Source organism: Leisingera sp. SS27, from assembly GCF_028368855.1.
Classification (GTDB): Bacteria; Pseudomonadota; Alphaproteobacteria; order Rhodobacterales; family Rhodobacteraceae; genus Leisingera.
In genome coordinates, this window is sequence record NZ_JAQNCY010000012.1 from 74,800 (window position 1) to 87,599 (window position 12,800).

General features: G+C 61.7%; 15 protein-coding genes. 5 read left to right on the forward strand and 10 right to left on the reverse strand.

Annotated elements, in window-relative coordinates; all coding sequences use genetic code 11:
• Positions 1–135: 135 nt before the first annotated feature.
• The gene (locus N6L27_RS19455; RefSeq protein ID WP_271909046.1) at positions 136–984 is read left to right on the forward strand and encodes a TIGR00730 family Rossman fold protein; all 849 of its coding nucleotides are present in this window, start codon (positions 136–138) and stop codon (positions 982–984) included.
• Between the two features lie 25 nt (positions 985–1,009).
• On the opposite strand, the gene N6L27_RS19460 is transcribed toward N6L27_RS19455, so the two are convergent.
• Positions 1,010–1,210 (reverse strand): hypothetical protein, encoded by a 201-nt coding sequence (locus N6L27_RS19460; RefSeq protein ID WP_334312510.1) that lies wholly within the window; start codon positions 1,208–1,210, stop codon positions 1,010–1,012.
• Between the two features lie 332 nt (positions 1,211–1,542).
• On the opposite strand from N6L27_RS19460, the gene N6L27_RS19465 reads away from it, so the two are divergent.
• Entirely contained in the window at positions 1,543–2,784 is a 1,242-nt protein-coding gene (locus N6L27_RS19465; RefSeq protein WP_271909050.1) for a reprolysin-like metallopeptidase, read from the forward strand.
• 39 nt (positions 2,785–2,823) lie between these two features.
• On the opposite strand, the gene rlmN is transcribed toward N6L27_RS19465, so the two are convergent.
• From rlmN to N6L27_RS19480, 3 genes are all read right to left on the reverse strand, one after another.
• A complete protein-coding gene (gene rlmN / locus N6L27_RS19470; RefSeq protein ID WP_271909051.1) occupies positions 2,824–4,011 on the reverse strand; it encodes a 23S rRNA (adenine(2503)-C(2))-methyltransferase RlmN in 1,188 nt (395 codons plus the stop codon).
• Positions 4,012–4,117: 106 nt separating this feature from the next.
• Positions 4,118–4,513: a lysozyme inhibitor LprI family protein gene (locus N6L27_RS19475; RefSeq protein ID WP_271909052.1), complete on the reverse strand. Its 396-nt coding sequence runs from the start codon at positions 4,511–4,513 to the stop codon at positions 4,118–4,120.
• A gap of 100 nt (positions 4,514–4,613) precedes the next feature.
• Positions 4,614–5,144, reverse strand: a complete 531-nt coding sequence (locus N6L27_RS19480; protein WP_271909054.1) for an invasion associated locus B family protein — start codon at positions 5,142–5,144, stop codon at positions 4,614–4,616.
• Between the two features lie 180 nt (positions 5,145–5,324).
• On the opposite strand from N6L27_RS19480, the gene N6L27_RS19485 reads away from it, so the two are divergent.
• Positions 5,325–6,323: an asparaginase gene (locus N6L27_RS19485; protein WP_271909055.1), complete on the forward strand. Its 999-nt coding sequence runs from the start codon at positions 5,325–5,327 to the stop codon at positions 6,321–6,323.
• 35 nt (positions 6,324–6,358) lie between these two features.
• On the opposite strand, the gene N6L27_RS19490 is transcribed toward N6L27_RS19485, so the two are convergent.
• The 5 genes from N6L27_RS19490 to serB all read right to left on the reverse strand — a co-directional run bounded on the left by N6L27_RS19490 (position 6,359) and on the right by serB (position 9,170).
• Positions 6,359–6,679, reverse strand: coding sequence for a YciI family protein (locus tag N6L27_RS19490; RefSeq protein WP_271909056.1), 321 nt, complete (start codon positions 6,677–6,679; stop codon positions 6,359–6,361).
• A 29-nt stretch (positions 6,680–6,708) separates the two neighbouring features.
• The gene (locus N6L27_RS19495; RefSeq protein WP_271909057.1) at positions 6,709–7,146 is read right to left on the reverse strand and encodes an SRPBCC family protein; all 438 of its coding nucleotides are present in this window, start codon (positions 7,144–7,146) and stop codon (positions 6,709–6,711) included.
• A complete protein-coding gene (locus tag N6L27_RS19500) occupies positions 7,143–7,463 on the reverse strand; it encodes an ArsR/SmtB family transcription factor (protein WP_065268574.1) in 321 nt (106 codons plus the stop codon). Before N6L27_RS19500 ends, N6L27_RS19495 begins: the two co-directional genes overlap by 4 nt.
• Before the next feature lie 65 nt (positions 7,464–7,528).
• A complete protein-coding gene (locus tag N6L27_RS19505) occupies positions 7,529–8,287 on the reverse strand; it encodes a TSUP family transporter (RefSeq protein WP_271909060.1) in 759 nt (252 codons plus the stop codon).
• Between the two features lie 7 nt (positions 8,288–8,294).
• Positions 8,295–9,170 carry a phosphoserine phosphatase SerB gene (gene serB / locus N6L27_RS19510; protein ID WP_271909127.1) on the reverse strand — a complete coding sequence of 292 codons (876 nt, stop codon included), beginning with the start codon at positions 9,168–9,170 and terminating at the stop codon, positions 8,295–8,297.
• 279 nt (positions 9,171–9,449) lie between these two features.
• Between serB and N6L27_RS19515 the strand changes: the two genes are divergently transcribed.
• Together N6L27_RS19515 and serA are read left to right on the forward strand one after the other, a co-directional pair.
• Positions 9,450–10,604, forward strand: coding sequence for a phosphoserine transaminase (locus N6L27_RS19515; RefSeq protein WP_271909062.1), 1,155 nt, complete (start codon positions 9,450–9,452; stop codon positions 10,602–10,604).
• Between the two features lie 63 nt (positions 10,605–10,667).
• Positions 10,668–12,263, forward strand: a complete 1,596-nt coding sequence (gene serA, locus N6L27_RS19520; RefSeq protein ID WP_271909064.1) for a phosphoglycerate dehydrogenase — start codon at positions 10,668–10,670, stop codon at positions 12,261–12,263.
• A gap of 60 nt (positions 12,264–12,323) precedes the next feature.
• Here serA and N6L27_RS19525 read toward each other — a convergent pair whose 3' ends face one another.
• Positions 12,324–12,716 (reverse strand): hypothetical protein, encoded by a 393-nt coding sequence (locus tag N6L27_RS19525; RefSeq protein WP_271909066.1) that lies wholly within the window; start codon positions 12,714–12,716, stop codon positions 12,324–12,326.
• Positions 12,717–12,800: the final 84 nt, after the last annotated feature.

Sequence of the window (12,800 nt, forward strand, 5' to 3'; positions counted from 1 at the left end):
TGCCTGCCTGGCCGGAACCTTAGCCGCGCCGGGGCGGGGCGCAAGCGGAACGGCGCGTTTCCTGCTTTCTTGATTGGCGCTAACGGCCAAGGAGGGTTACAAAGGAAGTCCTGTTATTTCTTACCTGGATTGCCAATGACCGAAGATCGACACAGCCGTTTCCGCGACGCACATTCAGACCGGGATCGGGCCGAACATGTGCCCGCCACGCCGCAGACGCAGGCAGCTGCCTACCGGCTGGCCTTTGCGGATGACGAGTTTCTGTGCCGGGATGAACTGCGCCCGGTACGCCTGCAGCTGGAGCTGTTGAAGCCGGAGCTGATGCTGAACGAGCATGGCATCGAAAGCACCATCGTGATGTTCGGCGGCGCCCGCATTCCGGATCCAGAGTATAAAGACAAGGCACGCACTCAGACGCTGGCCGATCTCTCGCATTTCTACGATGAGGCGCGTGAGTTCGCCCGGCTGATGACCGAAAAGTCAAAGGAGAGCGGTGGCCGTCACAATGTCGTGGTGACCGGAGGCGGTCCCGGCGTGATGGAAGCGGGAAACCGCGGTGCAAAGGATGCAGGCGGTCATTCCGTTGGCCTGTCAATCGTGCTGCCGCATGAGCAGGCGCCCAACGGCTATGTGACGCCGGATCTCAGCTTCAACTTCCACTATTTCGCCATCCGCAAGATGCATTTCCTGATGCGGGCGCGGGCGATCACCGTGTTCCCGGGCGGCTTTGGCACCCTGGATGAGCTGTTCGAAAGCCTGACGCTGATCCAGACCGGCCGTATGGAGCGGGTGCCGTTCCTGCTGTTCGGCAAGGAGTTCTGGAACAAGATCGTCAACTGGGAGGCGCTGGCCGATGCCGGCACCATCTCCGATCAGGATCTGGACTTGTTCCGTGTGGTCGACACCGCACAAGAAGCGGTGGGAATCATTGATAACTGGGAGCCTGCACCACCACGCGACAGCCTTCCTGGCCGCGAACGCTGACCGCCGCCAGAAGATGCCGCCGGGATCAGGAAAATTCCGGTGGCAGCGTTCCCATTTCCACACCCGTCGTCAGCCGGGTCAGGATCTGAGTGCCGCCCACACGCTTCACGGCAAAGCCATAACCGCGCAGGCGGAACTTCCATTCCCGCGGGCTAAGCGCTTTTTGGCGTTCACTGCGGATTAAATCCAGAACACTGGGGTCAATCGCGGCGCTGTTTTGTTGCATCGGAGCCATCTGCCTTCCCTTCTGAAAATTTGATTGTCCGTAATTAGGAAACTGTTTGCCCGAAGCGGCGGAATTTGAGCTGGATTAAGGAAAGAATGCGGCAGGTGGCGCGGCCGCCAGTTCTGTAGCGGTTTTGCAACAGAGCCTGCAGTTGCCAGACAGAAGCTGCAGGACAGGCGGGCGGATTTCTGCTTGTGCAGTGCCTTGAATGCGCGAAAGCCCGCCATTTGCAGGAAATTGCTACTGTTTGTGCCGGTTGCGTCAATAAGCCGGCCAATCTTGGCCACATTTGCTAACACATACTTGTTGCGGTGGACGAGTGGAGAGACCGGATGGCTGAGGTTACAGACTACACAGCGCTTTTAGCTTATACTTCAAACAGTTATTACCGCTGGAACAGCCAGACTGATTTGGGCACCCAATCCGTCGTGACATACAGTTTTACCAGTAGCAGCAATTTGGGCGACGTTGCCCAAGACCCTTATGGAGCAACCGGCTACTGGTCCTTTAACACCACCCAGCGCGACTATTTCCGGCAGGCCCTTGCTGAATTCGAACAGGCAGCGGGTGTGCGTTTTGTCGAAATCGACGGTCCTGCGATGATCAATGTCTTCGGCTATGACGGCGGCTCAGCCGCCGGCTGGGCGAATTATGCCTGGGCCAGCCAGTACTCGACCGGTGCGGGGCAACTGGCGATTGAGGGTGGAAATATCGCCCCTGGTTCTTACGGCTACGAAACAGTGCTGCACGAAATCGGTCATTCGCTTGGCTTGAAGCATCCTCATGACGGCGATCCGACCCTGGCGGATCATCTGGATGACCAGGAACACACCGTCATGACCTACACCTATGGCGGCTACAATGTCACCGAGCTTGGCACGTTTGATGTTCAGGCGCTGGAGCACATCTATGGGAGTGCCGGCGGCACCAGCGGCTGGAAGGTGTCATACAGCTATGACCGGCATGTGGTGATCGCCGGCAGCGCCCGCTCGGAAACGATGCTGGCTGCGGGCCAAAGATCCAAAATCTACGCCGGAGATGGTGATGACAACGTCCTTGGCCGCGAGGGAAATGACAAACTCTATGGCGGTAACGGCGACGATACCGTCACGGGCAGCTATGGCACTGATCGGATCTACGGGGGCAAAGGGCATGACATTCTGATCGGTGGCATCGACGAGAGCACCTATTCCGGTCAGGCTGACGAGGGCGACAGGCTCTTTGCGTCCTGGGGCCGTGACACGCTTTATGGCGGACGCGGCGACGACATCCTAAAAGCCGGTGGCGGGGCTGACAGGCTGGTTGGCGGCGACGGGTCCGACGTGCTGACCGGTGGGGCCCATGCGGACGTCTTTGTCTTTGAAAACGCAGACTATTGGGAAAATGAAATCATCACTGACTTCGGTAATGGCAATGACAGGATCGAGTTCTCCGGCACCGTGATCAACAGCTTCAGCGACCTGACCATCACGCAGCAGAACGGCAATACCCAGATCAGCTACTACGGCAACCACGACATAGAACTGACCGGCTACACCGGCAGCCTGTCGTCAGACGATTTCATCTTCAGTTAAGGCAGCCGGGGACCCTGCCGCAGCGGGGCCGGAGCCGGGTCACTTCATTCCGGCTTCGGCCTCAATCTGCTTGAGGCTCTTGCGGGCGCGCTCGGTGGCTGATTTCAGCTGGCCGCAGGCCGCCATGATGTCATCGCCGCGGGTCTTGCGGATCGGCGAGGCATAGCCCGCCTGATAAATGATATTGGCAAAGGCCCGGATGCGGTTGTTGGAGGACCGCTTGTACGGGCTGCCCGGCCATTCGTTGAACGGGATCAGGTTGATCTTGGCCGGGATGCTGTAGCGCTTGATGTGGTCGATCAGCCGGTGCGCGTCCTCGTCCGAGTCGTTCACCCCGTCCAGCATCACGTATTCAAAAGTGATCCGCTCAGAGTTAGACGCCTTCGGATAGTCCGCCAGCGCCTGCAGCAATTCGTCGATGTTCCAGCGCTTGTTGATCGGCACCAGCACATCGCGGGTCTCATTGGTGGTGGCATGGAAGGAAATTGCCAGCAGGCAGCCGATTTCCTCAGCTGTTCGGGCAATTTCCGGCACCACGCCGGAGGTCGACAGCGTGATCCGGCGGCGGGACAGCGAAATGCCCTCCGGGTCCATCGCAATCTTCATCGCGTCGCGCACGTTGTCGAAATTATAGAGCGGCTCACCCATGCCCATCAGCACGATGTTCGACAGCAGCCGCGTCTCATCCTTGGGGGCGCCCGGCACCGGCCATTCCTCCAGATCGTCGCGCGCCATCATCACCTGGCCGACAATCTCCGCCGGGGTCAGGTTGCGCACCAGCTTCTGGGTGCCGGTGTGGCAGAAGGAGCAGGTCAGGGTGCAGCCCACCTGGCTGGAGATGCACAGGGTGCCGCGGTCATCCTCGGGGATATAGACCACCTCGACCTCATGGCCGCCATTGATCCGCACTAGGTATTTGCGGGTACCGTCGGTCGACACCTGCTTGCTCACCACTTCCGGAATGCGGATCTCAAAGGTTTCCGCCAGCTGCGCGCGGTAGGCCTTGGCCAGGTTGGTCATGTCGGCAAAGTCGCGCTTGCCCCATTGGTAGATCCACTGCCAGATCTGGCCGACCCGCATCTTGGCCTGCTTTTCCGGCGTACCGTGTTCAATCAGAACCTCACGCATGCGCTCGCGGGTCAGGCCGACAAGATTGATCTTGCCGCCCTCGGGCTCCTTGCGGGGCAGGGTCATAACGTCCTGGGTGATCGGCGCGCTGGCGGTCATGGCAAAAGCCTCGGGTGATGGTGGGCGGATGCGGCTCTATATAGGATTTCGCGCGGAGATCAAAAGGAATCGGCGGAAATCGGGTTTCACATCAGTTTCCGGGCGGTCACTGGCTCAGCCGCACCAGTTCGCCGACCCGCGCCCGTCCCAAGGTTGTCCAGCAGGCCCGGGTGGCAATTCCAGCGTCTTCCGGAACCGGATGCGCAGTTCCGATATAGCTGCAATGTGCGGCGCGAAATGTTTCCCAAGCCGTCTGGCTCGCCATGAGCGCGGCTTCGGTGTCTGTCCCGCCAGTGTTGTTGTCCCGTTCCGCGGCTGCAATCATGGCAGCTTCCAGAGCGTTGAACAGCGCCGCTTCCACTCCTTCTTCGTCATCTGCCACGCAGGAGCCAACCTCCTCCTGGCTGCCCGTGCCGCATTCCAGCGCCGGATTGGCATGGGCGGGCAAGGCAAGCAGCGTGGCCGCAAGGATAGGGAGCGGAAGAAACGCAGAGTACAGCATGGCAGGCACCTCCTGCCTCAATGCTACGCCTCCCGGGGCTTTCAAACAAGAAAACCCCGGCGCGGGGCCGGGGTCTGGTGTGTTCGGATCTTTCAGAAAATCACTTGCTGCAGCGCTTTTCCGCATCTTCGATCGCTGCGGTGAATCCCAGCAGCGAGAAGGTGTCCTTGGTCTGGGTGCCGCGGGCTGAACGCGCGGTCAGCACCGCATCGGCGCCGCGCTTCATGGCGGTGACGATCTTGGCATCATCCGCCGGCGTTGCCGGCCAGGCCCATTCGCCCTCCGTGAACAGCTCAAACTCGGACTCGCCAATCGCCAGGTTCACGGTCGATCCCGGCGCAAACGGATACCCGCCGGTAAAGCTCACCTCGCCCTTCGGCGCATCGCTGCTGCGGAAGGTGACAAACAGCTGGATCTCGCTGCGGCGCACCGCCACGACACGGCCGTCGCGGGTGTTCACGGTCTCCTTCGGTGCGGAAACCCCCCAGCATTCGTTCGGATCGTTGCCCTCGAAAACGCTCCAATCGACCTTGGCCGCAACCCGGTTGTTCGACGTTTCCTGTGCAGTTGCGGTGGTTGCCAATGCTGCCAGACACAGGCCCGCAGCCACGCGGGCGAGTTTCAATGCCATTTGTCCCGACTCCAAGACTGTTCTTTCATACCTCAAATCAAGCAAAGGGCCCGCAGCGTTCAACCGCTGTCTGGTCCCGATCCCTTCGCTTGCGCTACACAAGCACACTAACGTAACTAGCACCACGGGCGAAAGTGCGTTTTGGCAGGATTTCGCCCAGAAAATATGAGGGGAGACATCATGCCGAATCCAGTGCCCATGGCCGAAGTCTGGCGCGGCCCGTTGCTGGAAAGCCTGCACCTGGGCCATGCCGTCATCTGTGACGACAGCGGTCAGGTGGTGCGCAGCTGGGGCGATCCGGACGCAGTGATCTATCCGCGCAGCTCCGCCAAGATGATCCAGGCGCTGCCGCTGATCACCTCCGGCGCTGCCGCGCGTTATGGTCTGAACCCGGAACAACTGGCGCTGGCCTGTGCGTCGCACAACGGCGCGCACATTCACACGGACCGGGTCAATGCCTGGCTGGGGCAGCTGGGCATGGGCGATGACGACTTCCGCTGCGGCCCGCAGCTGCCAGACGATATCCCCGCCCGCAATGAGCTGGTCAAGACCGACAGCAGCCCCTGCCAGGTGCACAACAACTGCTCCGGCAAGCACGCAGGCTTTCTGACCCTTAATCAGTACCTTGGCGGCAGCGCCGAATACATCGAGGTGGACCACCCGGTGCAGCAGGCCTGCCTTGCGGCGTTTGAGGAAACCACCGGCCAGGACAGCCCGGGCTATGGCATCGACGGCTGCTCAGCGCCGAACTTTGCCACCACTGTCACCGGGCTGGCGCGTTCGATGGCCTGGTTCGCCAGCGCCGCAGACCGTTCCGACCGCGCGTCTGAGGCCGCGCAGCAGCTGGTTGCCGCCATGACTGCCCATCCGGAACTAGTGGCAGGCGAAACCCGCTGCTGCACCAACCTGATGCGCGCCATGGGCGGCAAGGTGGCGATCAAGACCGGCGCCGAGGCGGTGTTCATCGCCATCCTGCCGGAGCAGAAGCTGGGCGTTGCGCTGAAGATCTCCGATGGCAGCACCCGCGCCAGCGAATGCGCGATTGCGGCGCTGATGGTCAGCCTCGGCGTGCTGGATGCTGATCACCCGGAAACCAGTAAGTACATGAACAAGATGCTCTACAGCCGCCGCGGGCTGGAATGTGGATCCATCCGCCCCGCTGCCGAACTGCTGTTCTGAAATCAAATGCCCCGGTTCAGGGCCGGGGCATTTTCTTACATTTCCATGTCGATAATTTCAGCGACTTCTACCGAGCCGCTGCCGTCTGCCACCATCGGGCAACCCTTGGCCATCTGACAGGCGGCATCCTGATCCGCAGCTTCTACCACCGAATAGCCTGACAGCGGATTGGCGCCGCCATTGTCGACCACCCCGCCGGCGCTGACGGTCTTGGACATCCCAACCGGTGCACCCGGCACCTTCAGGGCATCGCCCATACCTCCCATCCAGTCTTTCCAGGCCTGCATGACCCTCGCGCCTTCTTCCTCACTCTCCGGGGTCTTGCCGCCGTGATAGGCAAAAACGAACTGTGGCATTGGTCTACTCCCTTGGTTTCGTTGATGGTTCAGTCTTCTGCGGTCAGCTGTGCCTCTAGTTTGCGCAGGGTGGAGGTCCAGCCCTCTTCGTGGCGGGCGGCAATGCCGTCATCGCCCAGATCCCGGTGGTCGACCACCAGCATGGCGCCGTCCCCGGCTGCTGCGACGGTCAGGGTTACATGGCTCTCATCGCCGCGGCTGCCGTCGTCGCCGTGCCAGGCCCAGGTGAAGCCAACGGATTTCGGCGCATCCACATGGGTCACCTGTCCGGAGACATGAAACCGCTGGCCGTCACTGTTCTGCATGACCGAGTACCAGGGGCCGGTGCGGCTCAGGTTCAGGTCATGTTCCGGAATGGTAACCCCTTCCGGTCCCCACCATTGCAGCAGCTTGTTCGGCGTGGTCACCCAGGCAAAGAGTTTCTCCGGGCTGACCGGGAATGTCCGCTTCAGTTGCAGATCACTCATGCCTCGTCCTCCATCAGGGCTGCTTCCAGCCTGTCCAGGCTTCCTTCCCAGAAGGCACGGCGTGACTGGGTCCACTCAGCAATCATCCGCAGCCCTTCCGGGCAGGCGGAGTACAGCCGTTTGGTGCCCTCAGCGCGCTGAGTGACCAGCCCGGCCTCGCGCAAGACCTTCAGATGGCGCGAGACCGCTGGCGCCGAAATGCCTGCGCCGGGTGCCAGATCACCGGCGGGCAGTTCGCCCTCAGTAATCAGCTGATCCACGATCATCAGGCGGGTTTCGTCCGACAGCGCGGCAAAGGATTTCAGAATCGGTGTCATGCCTTTTATTAGCATGAATGTTAATTAAGGAAAATGTTAAATATGGGGTAAAGCCAGAGCCGGCCTTACATCATATCCCACAGCAGCTTGGCCGCGAGCGAGACAGAGGTCACCACCAGCAGTGGCTTGATCACCTTTGCCCCCTGTTTCCTGGCCAGCCCCGCACCCGCCCGCGCACCGGCAATCTGGGCGCAGCCCATCAGCAGGCCGGTGATCCACCAAGGGGTCGCAAAGAAGGAAAACGCCAGCAGACCGCCTGCATTGGAGGCGAAATTCAGCAGTTTGGTATGGGCGGTTGCACGCAGGATGCCGTAGCCCGCCAGCGACACAAAGGCGAGCATGTAGAAGCTGCCAGCGCCAGGCCCCAGCAGCCCGTCATAGGCCCCGCACAGCGGAACGATGAGCGCGGTGAACAGGGCAGGGGACAGGCGCCGGTGCCGGTCGAGATCATCCAGTCCCTTCTTCAGCGCAAAGAAAATGGCGATCCCGATCAGCAGTACCGGCAGAATCACCCGAATCCACTCAGTCGGCAGGTAGGCCACCAGAAACGCACCCGCAACTGCCGCGGCAAAGGCGATCAGTGCTGGCCCGATCTGCGTCTTCAGGTCTACATGCCCGGCCCGTGCATAGGTGAAGGCGGCGGTCGCTGCGCCGAACAGCCCTTGGATCTTGTTGGTCGACAGTGCCGTCACCGGATTGGCCCCTGCCAGCAGCAGCACCGGCACCGTGATCAGCCCGCCGCCGCCTGCAATTGCGTCAATGAACCCGGCGGCAAACCCCGCCGCCAGCAACAGCAGCAGGGTCTCAATACCCACTTCCAGCATGCGATGATCAGTCCTTGATTTCGTCCTGGGCATAGCCCTGGATGTACAAAAGCGCCGTCAGGTCGCCGTGATTGATGCGGATATCGCATTCCGCCGCGACTGAGGGTTTGGCATGCAGCGCCACACCTGCGCCCGCGCGCTTCAGCATGCCGAGGTCATTGGCGCCATCACCAACCGCGATCACATCCGCCTCAGCGATTCCAAGCCGGCTGGAGATCTGCTCCAGCGCCTCCACCTTGGCCTCCCGCCCCAGAATCGGCCGGCCTGCCGCGCCGGTCAGCTTACCGTCCTCTGTCAGCAGCGTGTTTGCACGGTTCTCATCAAAGCCCAGTACTTCTGCGACCCGCGCCGTGAACGCCGTGAAGCCGCCAGAAACCAGCGCCGCATAGGCACCGTCCACCTTCATCGTTGCCAGCAGCTGCTTGCCGCCGGGCATCAGCGTGATACGCTCCTCCAGCACCTTGGTGATAACCGTCTCCGGCAGCCCCTTCAACAGCCCGACCCGCTCAGTCAGCGCGCCTTCGAAATCCAGTTCGCCGTTCATCGCCCGCGCGGTGATGTCCTTCACCCGCGCGCCGACGCCTGCCTCCTCGGCCAGCTCATCAATGCACTCCTGCTGGATCATGGTGGAGTCCATGTCCGCCAGCAGCATCTTCTTCCGGCGCCCGGCGCTGGGCTGAATGACCAGGTCCACACCCATGCCCTGCAGATCTTCCCAGACGTCCCATCGGTTATCCGGCATCTGCTTCAGCGGAAACTCGGCCGCCACTCCCAGCGCCAGCCAGACCGCCTCGTCGCCGCCCCAGGCATTGCGCAGCGATTCGATCAGCGCAGGCTCCAGCACCGGTCGGGCAGGGTTGCAAAGCAGGGTGGCGGTGTACATCGGCAGGCTCCGTTCCAGCGCTGTTTGCCCTGTCATAACGCTGTCCCGGCAGAACAGCCAGACGGCAAAAAACTGCGGAAATCAGGGTGCATCATAAGGAGCGCCCCTTTGCACCATTTCAGCGCGGCTGTTTCCGATGGTGGAAATTCATGTCGCAAAAAACAGATGAACAGCCGCATTTTTCTGAAATTTCTGTTGCGTGCCGCGCTGCAGCACACTAGCTCTGATGGCGGGACACCCCTCCCCAACGAGGGGCGCTTATCTGGAAGGGTAGCATTTATGGCTATTGAACAACCTGCCGCGCGGCCGGCCAATCCGCGTTTTTCGTCCGGCCCCTGCGCCAAACCCCCTGTCTTTGATCTGAGCAAACTTGCAGGCGCGCCGCTGGGCCGCTCGCACCGCGCTGCGGTGGGCAAGGACAAGCTGAAGGCTGCGATCGAAGGCACCCGCGAGATCCTGAGCATCCCCGCTGATTACAAGATCGGCATCGTGCCCGCGTCCGACACCGGCGCGGTGGAAATGGCGATGTGGAATCTTCTGGGCGCCCGCGGCGTTGAGATGCTGGCCTGGGAAAGCTTCGGCGCCGGCTGGGTTACCGACGTTGTGAAACAGCTTAAGCTGGACGCCACTGTCAAAACCGCTGACTACGGCCAGATCGTGGACCTCTCCACCGTCGATTTCGCCAATGACGTCGTCTTCACCTGGAACGGCACCACCTCCGGCGTACGCGTCCCCAATGGCGACTGGATCCCGGCGGACCGCGAAGGCCTGACCATCTGCGACGCCACCTCCGCTGCCTTCGCGCAGTATCTGCCTTGGGACAAGCTGGATGTGACCACTTTCTCCTGGCAGAAGGTGCTGGGCGGCGAAGCGGCGCACGGCATGATCATCCTCAGCCCCCGCGCAGTGGAGCGTCTGGAGAGCTACACACCCGCATGGCCGCTGCCCAAGATCTTCCGCCTGACCAAGGGCGGCAAGCTGATCGACGGCATCTTCCAGGGCGCAACCATCAACACCCCTTCGATGCTGGCGGTGGAGGACTACCTGCTGGCGCTCGACTGGGCGCGTTCGGTGGGCGGTATGGAAGGCCTGCGCGAGCGCGCCTATGCCAACCTGGCCGCGGTGCAAAGCTTCGTCCAGGACAACCCCTGGATCGCCTTCCTGGCCGAGCAGCCGGAATACCGCTCCAACACATCTGTCTGCCTCAAGTTCTCCGACGAGCGCATCCAGGACGGCGCCGCCTTTGCCAAGGCCGTGGCCAAACGTCTGGAAGCTGAAGGCGCCGCCTATGACATCGGCGCCTACCGCGATGCGCCTCCGGGCCTGCGCATATGGTGCGGCGGCACGGTGGAGGCCGCCGACGTGGCGGCGCTGATGCCCTGGATCAAATGGGCCTTCGAGGCCGAGATCGCCGCGCAGACTGAAGCGGCCTGAGCAACCTTAAAGGCGGGCGGCAGCGCCCGCAGTCCCAGCACAGACATTCTAAGGACCACAGTCATGGCTCCCAAAGTACTCATCTCCGACAAACTGTCCGAGGCCGCCGTCCAGATCTTCCGCGACCGCGGCATCGACGTCGACTTCCTGCCCGACGTGGGTAAGGACAAGGAAAAACTGGCCGAAATCATCGGCCAGTATGACGGCCTCGCCATCCGCTCCGCCACCAAGGTGACCGAGAAGATCCTCGAGAACGCCGATAACCTCAAGGTGATCGGCCGGGCCGGCATCGGCACCGACAACATCGACAAGGAAGCCGCCTCCAAGCGCGGCGTCATTGTGATGAACACCCCCTTCGGCAACATGATCACCACCGCCGAACACGCGATTGCAATGATGTTCGCGGTTGCCCGCCAGCTGCCGGAGGCCTCCGCCTCCACTCATGCCGGCAAATGGGAAAAATCCAAGTTCATGGGGGTTGAGCTGACCGCCAAGACCCTGGGCGTGATCGGCGCGGGCAACATCGGCGGCATCGTCTGCGACCGTGCCCGCGGCCTCAAGATGAAGGTTGTGGCCTTTGACCCCTATCTGAGCCAGGAAAAGGCCGACAAGATGGGCGTCGAAAAGGTTGAGCTGGATGAGCTGCTGGCCCGCGCCGACTTCATCACCCTGCACGTGCCGCTGACCGATCAGACCCGCAACATCCTGTCCAAGGAAAACCTGGCAAAGACCAAGAAGGGCGTGCGCATCATCAACTGCGCCCGCGGCGGCCTGGTGGATGAAGGCGCACTGGCGGAACTGCTGACCTCCGGCCATGTGGCAGGCGCCGCTTTCGATGTGTTCTCGGTGGAACCGGCCAAGGAAAACGCCCTCTTCGGCCTGCCTAACGTGGTCTGCACCCCGCACCTGGGTGCCGCCACAACCGAGGCGCAGGAAAACGTCGCCCTGCAGGTGGCAGAGCAGATGTCCAACTACCTGCTGACGGGTGCCGTGGAAAACGCGCTCAACATGCCCAGCGTGACGGCTGAGGAAGCCAAGGTCATGGGCCCCTGGATCAAGCTGGCCGATCACCTGGGCAGCTTCGTCGGCCAGATGACGGATGAGCCGATCAAGGCGATCAACATCCTTTATGATGGTGTTGCCGCGGGCATGAACCTGGACGCGCTGAATTGCGCGGTGATCGCCGGTATCATGAAACGCTCCAACCCCGAGGTGAACATGGTCTCCGCGCCCGTGGTGGCCAAGGAGCGCGGCATCCAGATCTCCACCACCAATCAGGACAAGTCCGGCTCCTTCGATGGCTACGTCAAGGTGACCGCGGTGACCTCCAAGCGCGAACGCTCGGTGGCGGGCACCGTGTTCTCGGACGGCAAGCCGCGGTTCATCCAGATCAAGGGCATCAACATCGAGGCGGATGTGGGCGCGCATATGCTCTACACCACCAACGAGGATGTCCCTGGCATCATCGGCACCCTGGGCCACACCATGGGCGACCATGGCGTAAACATCGCCAATTTCACCCTCGGCCGGTCCGAGGCCGGCGGCGAAGCCATCGCGCTTCTCTATGTGGATAATGAAGTCCCGGCAGAGGTGCGCGCCAAACTGGCGGAAACCGGTCTGTTCAACCAGATCAAGCCGCTGCAGTTCGACGTCGCCTGACGACCCGTTCGGTCAGTTCCTTGCAAAAGCCCCCGCCTGTTCTGCGGGGGCTTTTACATTTTATCTCTGGTGCAGGAATGCCGCCTTCTCCGGCCGGCTGCGCAGGACAATAGCGCCGAACAGCAGCATCGACGCCAGCGCCGTCAGCGACCCTGCCTTTGCCAGCACTTCGGTTCGCTCGAGGATCGCCAGCGGAATGCCGGGTATCAGCAACCCCAGCGACAGCACTGTTGCGGCCAGATGCAGCCGCGGCAGCCGGCCTTCGCCGGCGCCGGGCACCAGATGATAATAAAAGGCATAGATCGCGCAGCTGACCCAGCCCAGCAGGTTCAGATGCCCATGCGCAGGCGACAGCAGGTGGTCCTGGCTCGCCGACATCTGGATCCCCCAAACCATGCCGCCCAAGGCGCATAGCACTGCAATCAGCATGAACGGCCGTGCAATTCCATTCATCACTTGTCCCTCCCATGACGCGGTTCCGTTTTACCGTCACCAGAACCTCGCAGATTTCGAAACGCCAGCCTAACACACTTCACT

What these genes read in the sequence shown, in the direction of transcription:
- rlmN (WP_271909051.1), bottom strand. Translation starts at nt 4,011, where the DNA reads ATGACCGCCAGCGCGCCGATCACCCAGGACGTTATGACCCTGCCCCGC.
- serB (WP_271909127.1), bottom strand. Translation starts at nt 9,170, where the DNA reads ATGTACACCGCCACCCTGCTTTGCAACCCTGCCCGACCGGTGCTGGAG.
- N6L27_RS19505 (WP_271909060.1), bottom strand. Translation starts at nt 8,287, where the DNA reads ATGCTGGAAGTGGGTATTGAGACCCTGCTGCTGTTGCTGGCGGCGGGG.
- serA (WP_271909064.1), top strand. Translation starts at nt 10,668, where the DNA reads ATGGCTCCCAAAGTACTCATCTCCGACAAACTGTCCGAGGCCGCCGTC.
- N6L27_RS19475 (WP_271909052.1), bottom strand. Translation starts at nt 4,513, where the DNA reads ATGCTGTACTCTGCGTTTCTTCCGCTCCCTATCCTTGCGGCCACGCTG.
- N6L27_RS19465 (WP_271909050.1), top strand. Translation starts at nt 1,543, where the DNA reads ATGGCTGAGGTTACAGACTACACAGCGCTTTTAGCTTATACTTCAAAC.
- N6L27_RS19485 (WP_271909055.1), top strand. Translation starts at nt 5,325, where the DNA reads ATGCCGAATCCAGTGCCCATGGCCGAAGTCTGGCGCGGCCCGTTGCTG.
- N6L27_RS19455 (WP_271909046.1), top strand. Translation starts at nt 136, where the DNA reads ATGACCGAAGATCGACACAGCCGTTTCCGCGACGCACATTCAGACCGG.
- N6L27_RS19525 (WP_271909066.1), bottom strand. Translation starts at nt 12,716, where the DNA reads ATGAATGGAATTGCACGGCCGTTCATGCTGATTGCAGTGCTATGCGCC.
- N6L27_RS19490 (WP_271909056.1), bottom strand. Translation starts at nt 6,679, where the DNA reads ATGCCACAGTTCGTTTTTGCCTATCACGGCGGCAAGACCCCGGAGAGT.
- N6L27_RS19480 (WP_271909054.1), bottom strand. Translation starts at nt 5,144, where the DNA reads ATGGCATTGAAACTCGCCCGCGTGGCTGCGGGCCTGTGTCTGGCAGCA.
- N6L27_RS19495 (WP_271909057.1), bottom strand. Translation starts at nt 7,146, where the DNA reads ATGAGTGATCTGCAACTGAAGCGGACATTCCCGGTCAGCCCGGAGAAA.
- N6L27_RS19515 (WP_271909062.1), top strand. Translation starts at nt 9,450, where the DNA reads ATGGCTATTGAACAACCTGCCGCGCGGCCGGCCAATCCGCGTTTTTCG.
- N6L27_RS19500 (WP_065268574.1), bottom strand. Translation starts at nt 7,463, where the DNA reads ATGACACCGATTCTGAAATCCTTTGCCGCGCTGTCGGACGAAACCCGC.
- N6L27_RS19460 (WP_334312510.1), bottom strand. Translation starts at nt 1,210, where the DNA reads ATGCAACAAAACAGCGCCGCGATTGACCCCAGTGTTCTGGATTTAATC.